The organism is Palleronia rufa (assembly GCF_000743715.1).
In the GTDB taxonomy this organism is placed as follows: Bacteria; Pseudomonadota; Alphaproteobacteria; order Rhodobacterales; family Rhodobacteraceae; genus Palleronia; species Palleronia rufa.
The window spans coordinates 1-20,420 of record NZ_JQEY01000028.1; the positions used below are offsets into that span (position 1 = coordinate 1).

16 protein-coding genes, 2 pseudogenes and 1 other annotated feature are annotated in these 20,420 nt (G+C 67.6%); of the genes and pseudogenes, 6 read left to right on the top strand and 12 right to left on the bottom strand.

Translation table 11 applies throughout. The features are described from left to right. Positions 1–146: 146 nt before the first annotated feature. The 3 genes from KW83_RS18595 to KW83_RS18605 form a co-directional block, all read right to left on the bottom strand. Positions 147–845, bottom strand: a complete 699-nt coding sequence (locus KW83_RS18595; RefSeq protein ID WP_051928595.1) for a PIG-L deacetylase family protein — start codon at positions 843–845, stop codon at positions 147–149. Beyond that, entirely contained in the window at positions 842–1,990 is a 1,149-nt protein-coding gene (locus KW83_RS18600) for an acyl-CoA dehydrogenase family protein (RefSeq protein ID WP_051928666.1), read from the bottom strand. The genes KW83_RS18595 and KW83_RS18600 overlap by 4 nt, the downstream gene beginning before the upstream one ends. A gap of 178 nt (positions 1,991–2,168) precedes the next feature. After that, positions 2,169–2,903 (bottom strand): Crp/Fnr family transcriptional regulator, encoded by a 735-nt coding sequence (locus tag KW83_RS18605; protein ID WP_036182082.1) that lies wholly within the window; start codon positions 2,901–2,903, stop codon positions 2,169–2,171. A 277-nt stretch (positions 2,904–3,180) separates the two neighbouring features. On the opposite strand from KW83_RS18605, the gene KW83_RS20800 reads away from it, so the two are divergent. Together KW83_RS20800 and KW83_RS18615 are read left to right on the top strand one after the other, a co-directional pair. Then, positions 3,181–4,467, top strand: coding sequence for a sensor histidine kinase (locus KW83_RS20800; protein ID WP_161785535.1), 1,287 nt, complete (start codon positions 3,181–3,183; stop codon positions 4,465–4,467). Positions 4,468–4,498: 31 nt separating this feature from the next. Beyond that, positions 4,499–4,852: a response regulator gene (locus KW83_RS18615; RefSeq protein WP_051928668.1), complete on the top strand. Its 354-nt coding sequence runs from the start codon at positions 4,499–4,501 to the stop codon at positions 4,850–4,852. 437 nt (positions 4,853–5,289) lie between these two features. Here the strand turns inward: KW83_RS18615 and KW83_RS18620 are convergent, their stop codons facing one another. Continuing rightward, complete coding sequence (locus KW83_RS18620; protein ID WP_036182089.1) at positions 5,290–8,175, bottom strand: Tn3 family transposase; 2,886 nt, start codon at positions 8,173–8,175, stop codon at positions 5,290–5,292. A 120-nt stretch (positions 8,176–8,295) separates the two neighbouring features. On the opposite strand from KW83_RS18620, the gene KW83_RS18625 reads away from it, so the two are divergent. Both KW83_RS18625 and KW83_RS18630 read left to right on the top strand, forming a co-directional pair. Then, the gene (locus tag KW83_RS18625; RefSeq protein WP_036182091.1) at positions 8,296–8,907 is read left to right on the top strand and encodes a recombinase family protein; all 612 of its coding nucleotides are present in this window, start codon (positions 8,296–8,298) and stop codon (positions 8,905–8,907) included. 32 nt (positions 8,908–8,939) lie between these two features. Next, on the top strand, positions 8,940–9,182 hold the full coding sequence (locus KW83_RS18630) for a DUF6429 family protein (protein WP_036182093.1): 243 nt from the start codon (positions 8,940–8,942) through the stop codon (positions 9,180–9,182). A 27-nt stretch (positions 9,183–9,209) separates the two neighbouring features. Here the strand turns inward: KW83_RS18630 and KW83_RS18635 are convergent, their stop codons facing one another. Beyond that, positions 9,210–10,178 carry an ATP-binding protein gene (locus tag KW83_RS18635; protein WP_036182094.1) on the bottom strand — a complete coding sequence of 323 codons (969 nt, stop codon included), beginning with the start codon at positions 10,176–10,178 and terminating at the stop codon, positions 9,210–9,212. A 135-nt stretch (positions 10,179–10,313) separates the two neighbouring features. Then, positions 10,314–11,110, bottom strand: a pseudogene (locus KW83_RS20290) (IS5 family transposase). Positions 11,111–11,442: 332 nt separating this feature from the next. On the opposite strand from KW83_RS20290, the gene KW83_RS18650 reads away from it, so the two are divergent. Together KW83_RS18650 and KW83_RS22080 are read left to right on the top strand one after the other, a co-directional pair. Next, positions 11,443–14,151: a toll/interleukin-1 receptor domain-containing protein gene (locus tag KW83_RS18650; RefSeq protein ID WP_161785536.1), complete on the top strand. Its 2,709-nt coding sequence runs from the start codon at positions 11,443–11,445 to the stop codon at positions 14,149–14,151. Positions 14,152–14,412: 261 nt separating this feature from the next. Further along, positions 14,413–14,880, top strand: coding sequence for an IS66 family transposase (locus tag KW83_RS22080; RefSeq protein WP_152563663.1), 468 nt, complete (start codon positions 14,413–14,415; stop codon positions 14,878–14,880). Here the strand turns inward: KW83_RS22080 and KW83_RS18655 are convergent. From KW83_RS18655 to KW83_RS21080, 6 genes and pseudogenes are all read right to left on the bottom strand, one after another. Next, positions 14,780–16,021 (bottom strand): annotated as a pseudogene (locus KW83_RS18655) (IS3 family transposase). The gene KW83_RS22080 and the pseudogene KW83_RS18655 overlap by 101 nt on opposite strands. Then, positions 15,611–15,727 (bottom strand) — a sequence feature (AL1L pseudoknot). It overlaps the preceding pseudogene by 117 nt. A 177-nt stretch (positions 16,022–16,198) precedes the next feature. Further along, entirely contained in the window at positions 16,199–17,206 is a 1,008-nt protein-coding gene (locus KW83_RS18665) for an ATPase, T2SS/T4P/T4SS family (protein WP_081904716.1), read from the bottom strand. Then, a complete protein-coding gene (locus KW83_RS18670; RefSeq protein WP_051928669.1) occupies positions 17,207–18,766 on the bottom strand; it encodes a TrbI/VirB10 family protein in 1,560 nt (519 codons plus the stop codon). It lies immediately after the preceding gene. 2 nt (positions 18,767–18,768) lie between these two features. Further along, a complete protein-coding gene (locus tag KW83_RS18675; RefSeq protein WP_036182100.1) occupies positions 18,769–19,527 on the bottom strand; it encodes a TrbG/VirB9 family P-type conjugative transfer protein in 759 nt (252 codons plus the stop codon). Then, entirely contained in the window at positions 19,524–20,177 is a 654-nt protein-coding gene (locus KW83_RS18680) for a virB8 family protein (RefSeq protein WP_036182102.1), read from the bottom strand. The genes KW83_RS18675 and KW83_RS18680 overlap by 4 nt, the downstream gene beginning before the upstream one ends. Continuing rightward, the coding region (locus KW83_RS21080; RefSeq protein WP_036182105.1) for a hypothetical protein at positions 20,174–20,420 on the bottom strand (247 nt) is incomplete at its 5' end. The genes KW83_RS21080 and KW83_RS18680, both read right to left, overlap by 4 nt.

The window sequence follows — 20,420 nt, forward strand, 5'->3', positions numbered from 1 at the left end:
CAGCTCCAGCGCGGCGGCGTAGCGCGGGCGCGGCAGGGCGCGGGCGACGGCGTCGAGGCGCTCCGCCTCGTAGGGCGCGGTGCGGAAGTTCCAGGGGTCGTCCGTTCCGGCATAGAGGCCTTCGAGGTGGGCCAGGTCCGCGGCCCTCATGCGGGCACCGGCAGGTAGGCCTCGGGCGCGGTGCAGAAGCGCGCGGCGAAGCCCGGCGGCATGGCGAAGCCGTCCGGGTCGTCGTCGACCACCAGCCCCATCTGGCTGCGATGCGCGGCGACGGCATCGGTCTTGGCGGCGCGCCATTCGGGCAGGTCCAAACGCAGCCCCGGCACGCGGCGACCCGCGCTCCATCCCTGCCAGCGCGACCAGACCGGGTAATCGTAAAGCGCGAGGCCCGGCCGCGCGGCGGCCACGCGGCGCGCCGCCGCGGCGCAGGCCTCGTGGTCGCAATGCGGGTCCGCGCCCGAGGCCGCGACCAGCACGCGCGCGCCCAGCCGGTCGACCAGCCGCGCCACGTCGCGGCCGAGGTCGGCGCCCGGCCCGTGCACGCGGTGCAGTCCGGCATCCGGATGGCTCAGCCAGGTCAGATCGCGCGCGGGGAGGCCGCCCAGGCGGGTCACGGCCGCCTCCAGCTCGGCGCGGCGCAGCGCGGCGAGACGGGGGGCGGGCCATCGGCGAGAGCGGGGATGCGACGCCGCGCCGTCGGTCAGGCAGGCGACATGCGCGGGCAGGCCCTTGCCCCACCGCGCCGCCAGCATCAGCCCGCAGGCCAGCGACTCGTCGTCGGCATGGGGCGCCAGCACCAGGACGGGTGCGCGGCCCTCGATCAGGGGCGCCAGGTCGCCGGTCATCTGAGCCCCCCCGGCCCGACGGTCTCCGCGCAGCGAAGCGCCCGGTCCAACTTGGCGTCCGGCGCCGCCTGGCGCAGGAACAGCGACAGGTCGCGGCGCATCGCGTCGACCGGCCCGCGCCCGTCATGGGCGGCCATCCCCAGGCTACGCTCGCAAAGGGTCAGGATACGCGTGCAGGCGCCCTCCACGGCTTCGCGCACCATCAGACCGTGCGCCACCGCGCGCTCGACCGCGTCGGGGGGCGCCTCGGCGGCCGCGGCGACGGCCTCAGCGGCGGCCTCCACTGCGGCGCGCGCGGCGACGGCCTCGGCCGTGGCGCGGCCCAGCCGGTCGCGCTGCACCGGGTCGTCCAGGCGGTCCATGCGGCGCAAGAGGTCGGTCCAGCGCTCGATCAGCCCTTCCGCGCCGCCCACATGCGCGGCGCAATAGCGCCAGACGCCCCCCTCGAACCACGGCTCGACCATCAGCGCGCCGGCGGGGCCGACGACGCCGTCGTCGCCGACCACCAGTCCGGTCGCGTCGAACCCGCCCGACCGGGTCGCGCGCATGGCCGAGGCGGTCCAGGCGTCGTGGTCGTGGCGCGCGGGGTCATCCGCGGGCACGAGGAACAGCCGTGGCGGCGCGCCCGGCGCGGCGCAGGCCGTCACCAGCGCCAGCCCGACATGGCCCAGCCCCGAGGCGAAGCGCTTGCCCCCCGTCAGCCGGACGCCGCCCTCGGCACGGTCGACCCATTCCAGGGGCGCCGCCCCGTCCGCGCCCCAGACGCCCAGCAGCGCGCCGTCCCGGACGGCGGCGCGCATGGCGTCGCGTGCGGGCCGCGCGGCATGGGTCTCGACGAGGACCGCGGCGTTGACGTGGCCCTCGACCAGCCGGGCGAGCGCGAGGTCCGCGGCCCCGACCCGGCGCAGCAGGTCCGACAAGGCGTGCGCCGTACCGGGCGCCCAGCCGAGGCCCGCGCCCTCCGGCGCCGGAAGAACGGCGCGCAGGATGCCGGCCTCCCGCAGCAGGTCCAGCGCCGCGCCCAGGTCCGGCAGGTCCCGCGCCGCCGTCTCCGCCCGCACGCGCAACAATGGCAGGAGCGGCACGACCGCCGCGCCGGGATCGACCGGAGACTCGTCCGTGGCCCTTCGATCGTGATGTCCCATTCGCCAAGCCCCGCATCCGTCCATCGGGGGACGAGCTAGCAGCGATAGCCGTGAGGAAAGATCGCGTTAAAGTTATTTAATGCATCGGATGATTGCATGGAGCCAAGTTGCCCCGCGAAGGTCCCGAGTGGGCGAAGCCCGGCAGGGCCTTCGGGGGTCGACAATATCGTCCGGCGCGTCAGCGGGGCCGATCCGCCGCGTGGCCAAGCTCCAAATAGGCCGGGTCGAAGCCCACGCGGCGGGCGAGAGACTCGGGGTCGGGCAGATGCACGCGCCCCACCTCCCATGCCAGCAGCCCCTCGGCGCGCAGGTCCCGGACCGCATGGTTCACGTGCACCACCGAGTAGCCCAGCACCTCGGCCATGCCCCTCTGGTCGAGCGGCATGGCGAAGGCCCCGTCCCGCGTCAGCCCGGCGGCGCGGAGCCGGGCATGCAGCTCGCAAAGGAGGTGCCCGACCCGCTCGGTACCGCGCAAGGCGGCGCGAGCGGCGACCCAGACCCGATGGATCTTCGCGTCGATCAGCGTGTCGAGCCACAGGAGCCGCGCGAGGTGCGGATGGTCGCGCGTGATCGCCTCCAGGTGCTCGGCGGCGACGAACTCGACGGTCGCGGGACCGACGGCGACGATGTCGTGGTCGAGATGGGCCAGCAGGAAGGCATGCAGGTCCACGAAGTCGCCCGGCACGTACAATGCGCTGACGACCCGGTCCGCGCGCCCGATGCGATGCGCCCGCATCGCCATGCCACTCACCAGAAGGCAGCTGCCGCGCGCCGCGGGTCCCTCGGTGGCGATCTGGTCGCCAGGGGCATGGTCGCGCCGTTCGACCGGGAGGGCGCGCAGGGCCCCGCGCTCCGCCTCGGTCATCGCGTCGCGCCGCGAGAGGCTGGCTTCGAGTGAAGAGGTGGTCGCCATCGATCCCTCGCAACGTCGATCGTCGATCCGAGCGACCCCGGACCGGCACACGGTCGCGACCCTGTCGCCTTCGCCTCCGCGACGCAAGGAACCGAGGTCGGAGGAACGTCATGCAAACCATCGTCGGGCCGCCGAGCGCGCAGGACGTTCCGCCGGGTATGGAATGACTACGGCGATCACCTGCCGGGACATTCCCCACCATTTGCGCCTCTCGCGTTCCCGGCCTCGCCTGCGCTATCCGTTCGGGAGAACGAACGACCATCACGCGGGCAGAGGAATGAGTAGCAATGACCAGATAGACGGGATGGACGGCGAGGCGCGGAGCGATCGTCCGCAGCCGCCCGTCTCGTCTCCATCGGAGGAAATGGCGCTGCTGCGCGCCGAAAACGACCGGCTCCGACGCGAGCTCGCCAACCTTCAGGCGCCGGGACTATGGCAGGCGGATATCGAGGAGACGCTTGAAGCTGGATCGGTGCCGGCCGGCGACCCAGCCGTCCGTCTGCCTCTATTGGAAGCGATGTTGGAGACGGCGCCGGTCGGCGTGGTCCTGGCCGACGGGCAGGGCCGGATCGTTCATGGCAACGGGTGGGTCGAAAGGATGCTTCGGCATCCGGTGCTGCATTCGGCGGATACGGAGAGTTATGGCGAGTGGGTAGCGTTCCACGCCGACGGCACCCCAGTCGAGAACCACGAGTACCCGCTCTCGCGCGTGATCCGCGACGGCGAGGAGCATTCCCAGATCGATGTCCACTACCGTCGGGGCGACGGCACGATGTTCTGGATGCGCGTGATCGGCGAGCCGGTGCGCGACGCGGATGGCAACCGCGTGGGTGCCACCGTGGCGCTCGTCGACATCGACGAGGAGAAGCGCCTACTACAAGAGAAGGAGGTCTTGCTCGGCGAGGTGAACCACCGGGTCAAGAACTCGCTGCAGCTCGTCGGCTCCATTCTGTCGCTGCAGGCGCGGGAGGCCCGAGGAGAGGGCGCTGCGGTGCTTCAGGCCGCCTCCGCCCGTGTTCGCGCCGTCGCGGCCGTTCACGCCTCACTCTACCATGACGACAATGTCCGCACCGTCGAGTTTGGCGAGCATCTTCGTCGCTTCTGCAAGACGCTCGCCGATGGGCTTGGAGCGCGCGAGCGCGGCATCAACATCGTGGTCGATACGGAGTCGGTCACGCTGCGCGCGGAGAAAGCCGTGCCACTCGCGCTCGTCGTCAACGAGCTGGTGACGAATGCCTTCAAGTACGCCTTCCCTCCCGACATTGCGGGATCACAGGATCTCGACGAGAACACGCGCCATGTCCAAGTGTCGCTTTCTCGCACCGATGGCGGCCAGGTCGCGGTGGAGGTCTCGGACAATGGAACGGGCTCGGGAACCAATTTCGAGGAGGCGTCGTTTGATCGCCAGCCTACGAAGATGGGCCGAGCAGAATCGCAATCCCCTCAGCCGGTCAAGAACGGGCTCGGCACGACGCTGATCTCCACTCTGACCCGGCAGTTGGGCGCGACCGTGACGCAGGAGACGAACGACGGATGGATGACACGCATCGTATTCGAGCCGTGACGATACCTGCATGAGTGCTCCTGTTAGAAGGGTGAGCACGATCCTGATCGTGGAAGACGAGCTGCTCATAGCCCTGGATGCGGAGATGACCCTTCAAGATGCCGGGTTCGAGGTCGTCGGCACCGCTGCGACCGAGGACGATGCGGTGACCATGGCGCTTGAAGCACGACCCGATCTCATGGTGCTCGACCTGCGCCTTGCCGATGGCGGCTGCGGCCGCCGGGTCGCCGAGCGGGTCCGCACCGAGATCAAGGTCGCGATCGTGTTCGCCTCGGGAAACCTCGATCCAGCTAAGAAGCGTGAGCTCGATCCCCTCGACCCCGTCGCGATGCTGTCGAAACCCTACGACGGACCGGAATTGCTTCGCGCCGTGGCCGCCGCCTAGCCTGCGAGGAGCTTTGTGCGTGCGTACGCAGATGGAACTCGCACGCGGAAACGTTTTGGAAGGTTGGCTGTCGAGCCCGCATCACCTTCACAAAACGCCGAATTTTTGACGGCAGCCGCGGTTCCACTTGCGGCCGCCGGGCCGCCCGGGTCTCTGGCCAGCCGACCCGGACGGTATCACGGTTTGCAGGATGCACCAAAAACCGGCCAATCCCATCCTGGTTCCGTTAATGTCTCGGGGCAGCGTTAAGTCTGCCGACCGCTCGCAGAAAAAGCGACATCGGTAACGAGTATGACCAAGCGCGTTAAACCATGTCCTCCAAGTATGCCTCTTTGGAACGCGGGGCGAAAGCTGACCTTCGATTGGTGTGAGCTAACGACCGCTTTGTCCGCATAGTGTGAGTTCGAGCGCGGCGCAGTGAATGTCTACTGTGGCTTCTACCTCTTCGGCCATTTGTATTCGCCGGTGAGAAGGATGTGTGCCCAGCCGAGGGGCGAGGTGTGCGCCAGAAGATCGGGCGGGACCGGGAGCTTCGCACACTGGCGCTGCGCAACGGCCTCGCCCAGGCGAGCCGTGTTCCAGTGGATGACGATCGCGGCGAGGAGGTTGAGCGCGGCCATCCGAAAATGTTGGCCCTCGGTCGTCCTGTCGCGGATTTCGCCCTGTCGGCCGATCCGCAACGCGTTCTTCAACGCGTGGTGCGCCTCGCCCTTGTTGAGGCCGATCTGGACACGGCGCTGCATGTCGGTGTTCAGGACCCATTCGATCATGAACAGCGTCCGCTCGACGCGGCCGACCTCGCGCAGGGCGACGGCAAGGTCGTTCTGGCGGGGATAGGACGCCAGCTTGCGCAGGATCTGGCTGGGCGCGACGGTCCCGGCCGTCATGGTCGCCGCGATCCGCAGAATGTCGGGCCAGTTGGATGCGATCAGGTTCTCCCGGATCGTGCCGCCTGCCAGACCGCGCAAGTTCAGCGGCACGGCCTTCGGCTCGAAGACGTAGAGGCGCTTGGAGGGCAGATCGCGGATGCGCGGGATGAAGTGGTGGCCGAGGATCGAGGTGACGGCGAAGACGTGATCGGTGAAGCCACCGGTATCGGCGTATTGCTCCCTGATCCGCTTGCCGATCTCGTTGTTCAGCAGCCCGTCGAGGATATAGGGTGCTTCGCTGACCGTGGCCGGGATGGTCTGCGACGCGAAGGGCGCGAACTGGTCGGAAACGTGCGTGTAGGATTTCAGACCCGGCTCGCGCCCGTATTTCGCGTTGATCAGGTTCATCGCCTCGCCCTGCCGGGTGGTGGGGTAGAACTGTCCGTCGCTGGAGGCTGTCGTGCCCATGCCCCAGAAGCGGGCCATCGGGAGAGCGGCCTGCGCTTCGACGACGCTCGCCAACGCGCGGGCATAGGCATCGCTTTCCACGTGCCAGCGCGAAATTCTCATCAGTTCCCAGAATCCGTGGGAATTGCTGGCCTCGGCCATCTTGCTCAGACCGAGGTTGAGCCCTTCGGCCAGGAGCACGTTCATCAGGCCGATCCGGTCCTTCGGCGGAGCGCCAGTCCTGAGATGCGTGAACGCCTCGGTGAACCCGGTCGCGCGGTCCACCTCCAGCATGATGTCGGTGATCCTCGTCTCCGGTATGCGGCGGTAGAGATCGGACAGCAGGTCATCGGCCCCCTGCGGCGGTGCTGTCGGCAGCCGGCTCAGATGAAGCACGCCGTTCTCGATCGAACCACCGGGGATCGCGCCCGCTTTCGCGGCCTTGGACAGCTTTTCGAGACCGAGCTCCATTCGCGCATGGCGATCGGCCAGCCAGTCCTCGGGATCGAAGGGGACGGCGAGCCGCGCGTTCGCCTCTGCGGCCTGCGCAGGCACCAACACCTGTTTCAGGTCGCCGTAGCGCCGGGAGCGTTCCAGCCAGATATCGCCCGAGCGGAAGGCGTCGCGCAAATGGAACATGACTGCGACTTCCCAGAGACGGCCGTCCACGGCGGATTGGGTTTTCAGGTGCCGGTGCCACTTCGATGTGCGCCGCAGAAAATCCGTCGGCGGGTTGTGAGCCCGATCGAACCGGATCAGCTCGGCCGCGTCCAGAAGGGGTTTGGCCACGTCCGCCCCGTCGATTTCAAGAAGCCGCAGCATCCGGGGGGCGTATCGACGAAACCGCTTATGCCCCTGCACGACATGGGCAATCGGGTCCGACGACAGCGTATCCGTCAATCGGGCCGCGACGGCGACGAGAGCCTGCAAATCCGTCCATCCCGGACTTGACGAGATGGCGTCCTCAAGAGACGCGTCGTCGTTCTTCGCTTCGAGAAGGGCCGTTCCCATGTCGCGGAACGAGCGCAAGGTCTTCTGGACCGCCGGTTGCGCTCCGTCCATGCGGTCATCGCACAGCCGGGCGGCCTCTCGCCAGGTCCTGCCGACGATCCGGTCATGTGTCTCGACCACGGCATCGGCGATCGCGCGTCGCCATTCCGACACGCAGACGGCAAGGATGGCGTTGCGGCGGTCGTTTGGCAGATCGCGCATTCCATCCGCGAAGTAACGTTCGCCCTGTCGGCGCAGACGCGTGATGCGATGATCCGGAACGCCGTGGAACACATCCGGCGAAACGTCGATTTTGCGAAGGTAATCGAGCCGATCGAGCAGCCGGCGTGCAGCGGCCGAATTGTTCCCGACCTCGAACTTGCGCAGCCAGACGAACCGGGTCAGCCGATCCTCGACCATCTCGGACAGAAGATCATCGAGGATCGCGCATTCGTCATCGCTCAAGCGATCCGCAATCCTCGTCTCGATCCGTTTCTCAGCGGCGACGAGCGCGTCGGCGCTGAGGCGCTCGATGGTGGATATGGCGGGAAGGATGGTCAGGGTTCTCCGGCATTCCTCGACGAGGCGGCGGGCGATGTCCTCGTTGGAAACGGCGTGCTCGGCCTGACCGTCGAGCCAGAGCTTCAGGTCGCGGGCACCGCGGCCGGAGAAGGTCCTGTAGCCGTAGAGCTGACGCAGGCTGGCCATGTGCTCGTGCCGCGTTTCTTCGCGGGCGGCATAGGTGTCGAGGTCGGCGTCCTTGAGGCCAAGTTGCGCGGCAAGAAAGTCGGTGATCTCGACTGGGATGACCTCACCCGGCAGCAGAGCGCGTCCGGGATAGCGCAGCGCGCAAAGCTGTAAGGCGAAGCCGAGCCGGTTTCTCGGACGCCTGCGCTGGCCGATATGATCGAGGTCTTCATCCGAGAGCGTATAGTGCTTGAGCAGCCGCGGTTCGTCCGCGGGAAGGCCGAACAGGACCTCCCGTTGCTTCGGCGTCAGGATGGTCCGGTGGGCCATGTTTCTTTTGCCTTCGATTACTCCATTGCGTATCTTTGATTTCGATATGGGTTAAGGAAAAGCATCAATGGCCAGGAGCGTCGATCTTCGCCGACTGTCTCAAACGATCGTTTGCGACGCATGCTGATCGGCTACGCGCGGGTCTCGAAGGCCGACGGAAGCCAGTCCCTCGACCTGCAGCGGGACGCCCTGATCGCCGCGGGCGTCGGCGAGGACCAGATCTACGCGGACAGGGCTTCCGGCAAGACAGACGAGCGGCCTGGCCTCGAGGCGTGTCTGAAGGCTCTCCGAGACGGCGACGTGCTGGTGATCTGGAAGCTCGACCGGATGGGGCGCAGCCTGCATCACCTGGTGAAGACGGTCGCCGGTCTCTCCGAGCGCGGTGTCGGACTGAAGGTACTGACCGGCCAGGGCGCGCAGATCGACACGACCACGGCGCACGGGCGGCTTTCCTTCGGCATCTTCGCCTCCCTCGCCGAGTTCGAAAGCGAGCTGATCCGGGAACGGACCATGGCCGGGCTTGCCGCCGCACGGGCCCGAGGGCGGAAGGGAGGTCGCAAGTTCGCGCTGACCAAGGCCCAGCTACGCATGGCGCAGGCGGCGATGGCCAACCGCGATACCTCCGTGTCCGAACTCTGCAGGGAGCTGAAGATCAGGCCGGTGACGCTCTACCGATATGTGGATCCAGAGGGAAACCTGCGCGAGAACGGAAAGCGGCTTCTGGGGGTATGACGTCTGAAGGACTTCAGGGAGGACCGACCGCCATGGATCTCGACGACGACAAGATCGACGCGGCCGTGCTGGCCCTCCTGCGCCTGACCCTCCACGACGGCCGGCGCACCTGGAAGGGGTTCGACTGGGACAGCATGGACCGGTTGCACCGGAAGGGCTGGATCACCGATCCGGTGGGAAAGGCGAAATCGGTCGCCTTCACCGACGAAGGCTTGGAGCGATCCGAGCGCCTCCTGCAGCAGTTGTTCGGCAAGGGGGCCGAACCGGAGGCGTGAGCGAACTCAAGGCGAGCCGCCTCGGCCTTAGCGTAGGATTTCGCGCTCTCCTGCAAACGACCCGGGAAAGTCACCCTCCGACAGCTCGGGCAGCGCATCGAAGAGCGCGGCCGCCAGCGCATCGAGCGGCGTCGTGCCAGGCGCGCAGATCGCGCGGCGCAGCCCCTGGGTAATGTCCGAGAGACGCGGCAGCAGGCCAGCGCGCGCGAGCGAGGATTTGCCCGAGCCCGACGCCCCTTCGATCAGGAGAAAGCCGCAGCCCTCGGCCGCCGCGTCCTTCAGCCGCTCGCGCGCCCGCTCGATGTCGGCGCGGCGGCCGAAGAAGGCGTCGCGATGCTCGGCCTCGAAGGGCAGGAGGCCCCGGAACGGCGAGCCGCGCTCCTCGATCCGCCAGGCCCGCTCGGGGCCGACCCGGCGGTTCTGGACGAGCCAGGCGCGCAGGTTCTCCTCGAAGAGCGCCTCGAAGCCGGCCGGGTCCTCGAAGGGCAGGAACGCGGCCCGAAAGCCCGCGACGGGATCGGCGAACCATTCGGCCATGAAGTCGTCGAGCGCGCCGAGCGCGGCCGCGCAGGCCTCGCGCGCGCCGGCGTCGCCCACCGGCAGCGGCACGGGCGCGGTCTTGCGGTAGACCAGCACGTCCGGCCGCCCCGCGCCCTCGCCGCGCCGATGCTCCATCGCCCTGAGCACCTCGAAGGCCGTGCCAGAAGGGTAGGGGCGGCCGCCCTCCATGGTCGGAAAGCCCTCCGGTAGGGGCGAGCCGACGCGGCTCCAGAAGATGCCCACCACGAGATCGAAGGAATCGGGCGGCGCGATCTGCGACTGGAAATCGGTGTGGGCCGAGTAGTAGCGGCCGACCTCCCAGCGGAAGATCTCGATCTCGACCCCGTCGATGAGCCCGCCCAGCCGTTCGGCGACGCGCTGCGCACGCGCGCGCTCCTCGGCGACGTCGCCCGGAGAGGAGAGGAAGATGCGGACTTGTCGTTCGACCGTCTTCACTTCTGTGTTCTTTCTAGCCCGATCCATCCGCTTGCTGGTCAGTTTCACCTGTAAGGAATGTGATTGCCTCTTGCAGCCCCAATATATTGACAAGATCCCAATCGGCCTCATCCTGAAGGGACCTCGCGAGGTTCTCTAGGCCCTGCTGAGAAAACGTCGGGTCCAGAGGCGGATGCAGGCGACGTCGACGAAGCCTAGGAAGCTTGCGGCGGTCTTGTCGTAGCGTGTGGCGACGCGGCGGCTGTTCTTGAGCTTCCCGGAGCATCGCTCGACCAGGTTGCGTAGGGTGTAGAGCGTCCGGTCCACGCCCGCGCGGGCCTTGCGGTTGCGGCGCACCGGGATGATGGGGACGGCGTCGCGCGCCTCGGCCCAGTCGTGGATGCGGCCCGGGTCGTAGCCCTTGTCGGCCAAGCGCGTGCCCGGCCCGGGCAGGTCGTCACCCATGACGAGGCCGAAGCCCTTGTGGTCCGAGGTCTGGCCCGGCATCACATCGGTGCGCAGGGGCAGGCCCCACCCGTTCGTGCGGAGGTGGATCTTGGTCGTCTGGCCACCTCTTGAGCGCCCGATACCCTGCCGCGGAGTCCCCCCTTGCGCCGGCCGCGTGCTGGCGCTCGGACGACGGTGCTGTCGATCATCAGCAAGCGGTCGTGCGAGGGATCGAGCTCGACCGCGCTGTCGTTCAGCGCCTCGAGGATCGTCTCCCACAGCCCTGCCAGCGTCCAGCGGCGGAACTGCCTGTAGACACACGACCATTTGCCGAACTCCTCGAGCAGGTCCCGCCAGGGCGAGCCTGTCCGCGCGATCCAGAACATCCCGTCGAGCACCCGCCGGTGATCGGCCCCCTGCCGCCCGTTGCGCGCCCGCACGACCCGGATGAACGGTTCGAAGAACGCCCACTCCGCATCTGACATCAGATCCCGCGCCATCTGCATCACCCCGCAAGACCACAGTCAGGCAGCGTGAATCACCGCCCGACCGTCAGGGGAAGGGTTTGTTCACACGGCCTAGCTTTCGAACCATGACCTGAGCGCCGTCTCCTCCTGCAGATTTCAATAAGTCCCGCTCGATGTTGGAGTTCACTCCATGTGGGCCAGAACGTTCCCTAATGTATGGAGCCCAATCGGGGGGAGTACCTTGAGCGGGGTGGTCGTGGAACGTCTCTTCAATACCCTAATTGCGGGTGTGGCGCGCGGGACGGGGCTTCGGCAGGCAGATCCGCCGTGCCATCAAGGCGACGCCAAGGATCATGAACGGAACCCAGGTCATGCCAATCACGGTCTTCCTCTCCTACGCCCGCAAGGACGCCGCCGTCATGGAGACGCTGCGCGACACCCTCGTGGCGGAGGGGTTCGACGTTCTGACCGACACCAAGGACATCCTGCCGGGGGAGAACTGGAAGGCGCGAATCGGCCGCATGATCCGCGCCGCGGACGCGGTCGTGTTCGTCATGTCCGACGCCAGCCTCGGCTCGGAGATCTGCGACTGGGAAGTGCGAGTCTCGGCCGAGTACGGCAAGCGCATCCTGCCCGTCGTCATCGAGGATTCGATCGGAGCGCGCGTGCCGCAGCGGCTGCAGGAGCTCAACTACCTCTTCATGCGCTCGGAGATGGAGCGGCGGGAAAACCTGCGCCGCCTGACCGAGAGCCTGCTCCTCAACCACCGCTGGATCCGCTACCAGACCTCGCTCTTCGAGCGGGCGATGGACTGGGCCGAGCGGGGACGGCGCGAGGACGAGCTCCTCGTCGGCGCACCCCTGGAGGAGGCGCAGGGCCACGTGCTCGACCTGCCCGTGGACGCCCCGCGCCCGCCGGACCTGCTCGGGGAGTTCGTCCGCACCAGCATGCGGGCCGAGACGCGCCGCCGCGAGGAGGCGCTGGAGCGCGCGGAGGAGCGCACGCGCACCGAGCGCGGGCTGCGCCGGGCCGCGGACGCGCGCCGCCTCGCCACCGAGGCGCGCCTCGTCGCGGGCGCCCGGGCGGACCTCGCCTCGCTCCTCGCGCTGGAGGCGTGGCGGATGGACGAGAACGAGACCACGCGCGCCGCGCTGATGGAGATGGCCTTCCGGTGGCCGCAGGTGCAGCAATTCGTCATCGGCACCTCGGAAGCCCCGCCGACCGGCGCCTCGCATGGAGACTTCAACCGCTTCTCCACCACGCCCGGCGGCGAGCGCGCCCTCGTCGTCGGGGGCCCCGGATGCCGGACCGTGCGGCTGCTGCGCGCGGGGCGGCCCCCGAAGGTCGAGCGCACGATCGAGACACCGGAGGAGATCGCGGCGACGGCGATCGACGAGGCACGCGGGCTGATGCTCCTTCTCGCCCGGAGCGGCACGCTCACGATCCTGCCGCTGCGCGAGGGGGACGATCGACCGCCCCGGGTCCTGCGCGCATGGCCGGGTGAGCCGGCGGCGATGGTCCGGATCGGCCCGGACGCCGTCGCCATCGCGGGCGGGCCCGATATCGGCAGGTTCGACTACATCTCGGGCGCGGCGGGCCCCGTCGTCGCCGTGCCGAGTCTGCGGTCCATCCTGCGGCTTCAACACCACGGCGCGGGGGGCCTTCTCGCCTGCGGCTTCCCGAAGGCGCGCACCCGAGGGGTCAGCGTGACCCATAGCGCCCTGATCGACCTGCGAGACATGCGCGAGACGCGCACCGTCTCGGCAGACGCGATGAGCGTGAACCGCGGCGCGGGCCTCCTCGCGAAGGATGCCGAGGGCGCCTTCAGCTTCATCGATCTGGTAGGCGATGCGGCGCCCGCGCCGCTGCCTGCGCCGAAGGTCAGGACCATATCCTGGGCGATCGCCGCCCGCGGGACCCGGCTTGCCCAGGCCACCCGAAACACGGTGGACTTCGCGAGCCGGCTCACAAAGGGAGGGTTCGGAGCGGCCCGCTTCCACAACGCGGCACCTCCCGATCCCTGCCATAACGGTGCGACGCAGGTCGTCTCGGCCCTGCCGGACGGATTCGGGGCGAGCTTCGTCAGCGCGGGCAAGGAAGGCTCGGTCTGCCTCTGGGCGCAGGGGCCCGGTTCGGTGCTGCTGCGGAAGCTGATCGACCCCGAGGTGCGGGTCGGGGGGGATCTCGGCTTCTCCTCGGACGGCGCGCTCCTCTGCGTCTACGGTGGGGCCGGATGGTCGCTTTGGTCAGCGCGGGACTGGACGCGCATTGCGCTCGGGCCCGAGCGCCTCGCTGCGTTCGGGGACGTGGGCGGCGCGCCGGTCGGGCTTCGCGAGGACGGCGCGATCCTCGACCTGCGGGGCGGCGCCGAAACCGGGCGGGTGTCGCCCGTCGCCCATGGCCGTGCGGAGGGCGTCGATGCCGTGATCGCGACGAAGGACGGCACCCTCCTGCATGTCGACCTCGCCAGAGGGGTGGCGCGGGATCTCGGTCCCCTGCCGGAGGGCAAGCACATCCCCCGGGGGATCGAGATCGACCGCCAGAGCCGCCGCTTCGCCCATGCCGCTGCGCGCGACCGCCTCGTCATACAGCCGTTCGACGGGGGTGAAGCGACCGAGATGGAGATGGCGCGGGGCTTCGGGATCGAGTCCTTCGCCTTCCTGACGGGCGGGCAGGAGATCGCCATCTGCGGAGGCGAGCGGACGAAGGTGTTCGGCGCGGACGGCGAGGCGGTGCTCTTCGACTACGGCACCGGGACCTTCGTGGGCACCCCGATGATGGCTACCTGCCTGCCAAACGGGGGGCAGAACGCGGGCTTCCTCGTCCTGATGGAGGATCTCGGCGGCCGCCTGACCTTCGTCGACCGGAGCTTCCGGTCGGTGCAGGCGCGGCTCCAGGCGCCGACGGGCGATCACGTCTACCACCTCCGCGCGGCCCCGGACCGGGACGTCCTTGCCTTGTCAGGGAACGGTGGCGTCTGGGTGCTTGACCTTCACCCGGACCTGCTCGCCGGACGGCTGTCGATGCTCGCGGGGCGGGATCTGGAGGATAGCGAGAAAGCGCGCTTCGACGTCCCATAACCGGCCGATCTATCCCCCGTCCCGGACACGAAGCTGCTAAACCCGCCGCGTAGTCCTGTCCATCCTGAAGGGCGCATTCTAGCGCCGAGGCAGTTTTGCAGTGGCGGCAAAAAAAGAGCCGCGATCGCCAACACGCTGCATACGCTCAGATCAACGTCTCAGAGTTATGGATCGATCCGAGGGTCCGCAAAGACCTGTCCCGCCAAGCCCCCCGTTGGGAAGGCCATTGGCTACATGCTCACCCGGTGAAACGACCTCACCGTGATCCCGCACGACGCTCAAGCCTGCCTCACCGCGAACGCCGTCGAGCGCGCCCTACGCGGCGTGACCCCCGGACGGAAGGTATGGCTCTTCATGGTATCCGAACGTGGCGGCCAGCGCGCCGCCATGATGTACACACTCATTACCCAGCAAACCGGAGACGACGTCGATCCTCAGGTTCGTCTAGCCGGCGTCCTCGCCCGCATCGCCAACACCGCAGCCTCGCCCCTCCAAGATCTCCGACCGTGGAACCGATTTGCAGCCCGCGAGAACGCTTTAGCTGATCAGTCCCGTGGTGTGGTGGTAGTTCGCCACCACCTGAGGAGTGAACCGCCCCGAGTTTGCCGGAGGCGATTTCGTTTGGTTTCTACGCCGCCATGTCTGCGGTCTCCAGCTCGTCGTAGTAGGCTGCTTCGGCTTCTGCCGGCGGGACGTTTCCGATCGGCTCGAGCAGGCGGCGGTGGTTGAATCAGTCGACCCATTCAAGCGTGGCGAACTCGACGGCTTCGAGCGAGCGCCATGGCCCGCGCGTGCGGATCACCTCGGTCTTGAACAAGCCGATCACTGTCTCGGCCAAGGCGTTGTCATACGAATCTCCGACCGACCCGACGGAGGGCTCGATCCCTTCTTCGACCAGGCGCTCGGTGTAGCGAATGGCGAGGTATTGGGAGCCCCGGTTCGAATGCGCGACGAGCCCTGCGCCCCTGGCCGGTTGACGATCGTGGATCGCCTGCTCGAGCGCGTCGAGCACGAAGCCCGCGGTCGCGCTGCCACTGACGCGCCAGCCGACGATCCTCCTGGCATAGGTATCGATCACGAAGGCGACGTAGACGAACCCTCGCCAGGTCGCGACGTAGGTAAAATCGCTCACCCAGAGCCGGTTCGGCACCGGGGCCTGGAACTGCCGGTTCACCTTGTCGCGCGGACATGGCTGCGTCGGATTGGGCGTGGTCGTCCTGATCCGCTTCCCGCGCACGGCGCCCCGCAAGCCTATGATCCGCATAAGCCTCTCCACCGTGCAACGCGCGACCTCGAAGCCTTCCCGCAGCAGTTGGCGCCAGACTTTCCGGGCGCCGTAGACGCCGAAGTTCTCAGCATGGACGCGCGCGATCTCGACCCGCAGCTCGGCGTCCCGCTTGGCGCGACCGGACAGTCGAGAAGAATCGTCCCGCTTCGCCCGGTGCGCGTGATAGGTCGACGGGGCGATCGGCAGCTGACGGCAGATCGGCTCGACCCCGTAGGACGCCCGGTGATTGTCGACGAACGCGATCATCGCTTCGACGGGCGGTCGAGCTCCGCCTGGGCAAAATACGCGCTGGCCTTACGCAGGATCTCGTTGGCCTGCCGCAGCTCGCGGTTCTCCCGCTCGAGCTGCTGGATCCGATCCCGCTCGCCGCTCGCCGCTCGTCGGGCCAGGCCGCGCGCCGTCATCGCGCTCGGCCTGCCGCAGCCAGAGCCGCAGCGTCTCGCGGTGGCAGCCGACCTTCTCGGCCACCGACCGCACCGCCGCCGCCCTCGAGGCGTGATTGCCCTCGTGTTCTCTTACCATCCGAACCGCGCGCTCGCGTAGCTCAGCCGGATACGGCGCTCGTCTTCTCTCGTTTCCCATGGGCCCCTTCCTTCCAAATCTGGGGGCCTCCGGCAAACTCGGGGCGGTTCACCTCTCGGAACGGATCCCCGCTGTCGCGGGACCATAGCCAACTGGAACGGACCCTCGTTCGTGACGCAGAGAAGGTCTGGAACGTCCGCACTGCGGTCATCCCGGCCAACCGCAGTGAACGGCGCTTCACTCGGCTTCTCGATCAACGTCCGGCAGATAGACCTCCGCGATCCCTCGCGCGCCGTCGGCGCGCCCAAGTTGCACGATCATGTCGATCGAGCCCTCGCAGTAGCGCCGAACCTCCTCGAAATTCATGTTGATGCCGACCGACATGACCATGAGCGTAAGCCGGTCGATCGCCTTCCGGGCCGTGTTCGCATGGATCGTCGTGAATGAGCCGCTATGGCCGGTGTTGATCGCGTCGAGGAACGTCTTGCACTCACCGCCGCGCAGCTCGCCCAGAATGATCCGATCGGGCCGCATCCGCAGCGCGGCTTCCAGGAGGCGGGCCGGAGATTTCTCGCTCCCTTCCGCACGATCCGCTTTCAGCATCACGCTGTTCTCCTGCGGCGGGAAGAGTTCGTACGCATCCTCGATGGTGATGATCCGCTCCGAAGGATCGACCAGTTCGAGCAGCCCGCCGGCGAACGTCGTTTTCCCCGTCGATGTCCCACCACTTACCATCACGTTCAGGCGGTCCGCGACGCACATCTTCATGGCGTCCCGAATGGCGCCTTGTGCAACAGCCCGGACGACGGCGCGGGCCTTCTCGCGACGTTGCTCATCGAGATCGACGAGGCCACCATGCAGGAGCTCGAATCCGTCGAGGCCAAGTCGCTTCGTCTGATACCGTCGCAAAGTGATCGAAGCGGCACCTTCCACCACGGGTGTGTAGATGACCTGCGCCCGTATCGGCATCCCGCTGTGAATGATCTTGCCCGAGATCAGCGGCTTCTTCTCACTGATCTGACCGTGTGTTCCGCCCGCGATCGCGCCCGCCAGGTCCTTCGCCTGGGCCGGGGAAAACGTCACACCGTCGAGCCGGACCATATGGGCGCAGCCCTGCCATTCGACCCATACCGCGCCATCGGGGTTGATCGCGATCTCGACCAGCTTCGGGTCCGTCAGCGTGGCCGACAGCGGTCGAAGATACGCGGCCAGAAACGTCTGGTGATCGGCAGGCGAAGTATTCATTCAGAAGAACTCCAGGTCGCGATCGACGATTACGGTAATTGAAGCCCCGGGCTGGATCGAGATTTCCTGCGGGATACGCGCGTATTCGCTCGCGACGGATTGTGTCGTTCGCGAAAAGTCGTCGGCGATGTCCTCTGCAACCTCCGCTCCCACTTCGGTGTCCGATTGCGCCGCCGCCAGCGTCGGTCCCGCGCCCACGATCGAGAGCAGTGCGGCTGACCCGAAGCGTAGGCCGAAGCGCCGGTTCACGTCGCCCGTCACGCCGGACCGCCCTTGGTCGTCGGCGCCGAAGGACGCCATCTGCACGGACTGGCCGTCAGGCGTCACGATCCGCGACCAGCGGATGAGGATGCGGCTCTGCCCGAGTGCGAGATCGGAGCTGTAAGAGCCAAAGAGACGCGAGCCCTGCGGGATCACCACCTGCGACTGGTCGAAGCTCCAGACCGGATAGTTCACGATAGCCGAGACCGGTCCCGGGATGTCGGACGAAATGGCCGTCTCCACTGTCGCGGGGATGATCGTGCCCTGAAGCACCGTGCTACCTGGGTTGGCAATAACTTCCGCGGCGGCCGTTCGCACCGGCTCCGGGGCAGCCGTCACAAAGTCGCGTTCGAGATCGTCACGCGACGGGGCTCGCGGGGTCCCGCCGGCGCTGCCTGCCGGAACAGCCTCATTCCCATCTGACGGCGCACCACTGGTTCGCCCGCCAGCATCGAAGATGAGGCCTTCGGATTCGATCCGTGCCTGCCGCGCCTCCTCGGCCTCAGCGCGGCGCGCTTCCAACTCGGCCCGCCGCTGCGCCTCCAGTTCGGCTTGGCGATCGCGCTCCTGCTGTTCGGTCAAAGCGGAGTCGAGTCCGCTCTGAAACTGCTCTTCGAGCGCTTGGTTCTCGCGGCGCAGGCTCTCGATCGATTGCGACACCGAGTTGAGCTGCTGACGCAACGTGGCCGCCTGCTGTTCGGCCGTTTGACGAGCCGATGCGGCGTCGGCCTCCCGCTGGCGGTCCTGAAGCTCGGCCTGCTCGATCCTGTTCTCGAAATCGCTCCGCAGCGACTCGATCAGGTCAGCATTCTGCCGCTGGATGTCCTGGAGAGCCCGCGCCAGCTCGGCCGAATTGTCGTCCGGCTCGCGACCGGCCAAATCGGAGAGCTGCTCGCGGAGTCGCGTCACTTCGGAAGCCAGATCCTCATTCTGCGCCTCGATCGCCCGGCGCTGCGCGTCGAGCTGGGCCTGAAGCGCGCCGCCGTCGAACGGCTCTGGTTCCGTGACGACGATTTCCGGCTCGTCGTCCTGCTGCGGATTTGTCTCGCTCAGGTCCATGTCGCCGAAGCCGCGATCGTCGTCGGCTTCCTGAAACTCTTCGGTCTCGGATGTCTCGATCGAGATGGTTTCCTCGCCGGTGAGATATGGCCAGGCCACGAGCGCGAGCCCACCGATCACCATGGCCGAGACGACGAACGCCGACCCGCCGGACATGCGCCGGCGCGGCGGGTCGATCCGGTATTCCGGGCGCGACGGGTTCTCTGATTGCTGCGTCTGATCGTCGTTGGGGCCGGCCATGGTCAGAACTCCTTCGATCGGAGGTAAGCGACCGTCGTCGGGTTGGTCTCATAGGTGCCGCGCACCCGCCGGACGCAGACGTATTCCTCGCCAAGCCGGACCGTGTAGGCGCTCCTGACGCCGTTCACTCGCACGATGCTGCCGCGCGTCGCGCTGTTCTGCGTGATCTCGTAGCCCTGCGCGTTCAGCCCGAAGACAGAGGGTCGCACGTTCCCTTGGAACTCGAAGAACGTCGATTGCCCGTCATTCCAGACCCGAACCGGCGTGATCTCGCTACGCGTGTCGCCGGTATACTGGTAGGCGGTGTCACGCGGCCCGAGCGTCTGTGCGCTCACGGTTTTCAGACCCGAACGCGGCCGATCATCGGGGAAATTGATCGCCACGCGATAGGTCGGCGTGCCGCTGCGCCCCTCGGTAAGCTGAAAGGCGATGGCCCGGCGCGCCGTGTAGATCGTCATGTTGGTGGAAGCCCGGGCCGTTACCGGCTTGATCGAGACGACGTTGCGGTTCGATAGAACTTGCACCTCGAAGCTGTCGCTATCGCCGAGCAGGACCTGATTGATCCGCTCGCCGGGCCCGAGCTCGACGGCCGTGTTGACGAGGAGGTTGGTGTCGATGCGGATCACGTCGCTCGGCGCGTAGAGGACATTCCGCACCCGTGCATCTTGGCCCATCGTCGTCGGGGCGCGCTCGGCATGCGAAACCATCGGGACGGCGAGGATGAGACCCAGACCTAGAATGAAGCTTATGTTGAGTCTCATCCGTTGCTCCCTCCGTTCAGCGTTTCCGCATCGACCCTGTAGGACGTGACCTCGAAGCCGAGCGGGTTCTCCCAGACCCGCTCGAGCGAGCGTTCCTGCCGAGGCCTGAACTCGAACTCGACGGTCGCCACGAAGGACTGGCGCACCGTGTCTCGGTTGGGGCGCTGGAGGATCTTCGTGAATCTCACGCGCGCCACTTCGGGCTCGAAGAAGGTGATGCTGCGGACTTCGACATCGACTTGGGCGCCGGGTCCGTAGACGCGCGGCGGGTAGCTCTCGCTGTCCTCCGACCAAAGCTCGACGAGCGTGCGGCGCGCCTGACCCGCGGATCGGCGCCGTACGCTCTCGAGCCGTTCCTGAATGCCAGCCCGGAAGTAGCTCTCGCGGTCGTTGACGTAAGCCACAAGCAACGCCTGCTTCATTGCCTCGGCATCCTCGATGCCGGTCGGCTGCACTTGATAGATGCGCTCTGCGGCGCCGGTCGTACTGTCCACCAGGACAGTGAAGACCTCGGTGCTGCGAAGCGGCAGAAGAACGACCAGGACGATCGCAAGAAGCACCGACACGATCACGGAGCAGCCCGCCACGAGCCACGCGATCCGAGCGGATCGCCGGGGACCGGTCACGAGATCAATGTCGAAATCGCTCATTGCGGCTTACCACCCTTCATCTTGCCGGCAAGCTGACGGGCGCGGGCGGCTCCGCTTACGATGCCGGTGCCGGTGTAGTTGCCGATCCGCGCGGCGCTCGACGAGCGATCGGACACGCCGAGGCCACGCGCGCCCGCCGTCGCACCGCGCCGCAAGTCGTCGGCGCCGCGGATTGCGCCGCCGGCCCCGCGCCTTTCCCGGCTCATGCTTCCGGCCAACCTGTCGTTCACGTCGCCGATCCCC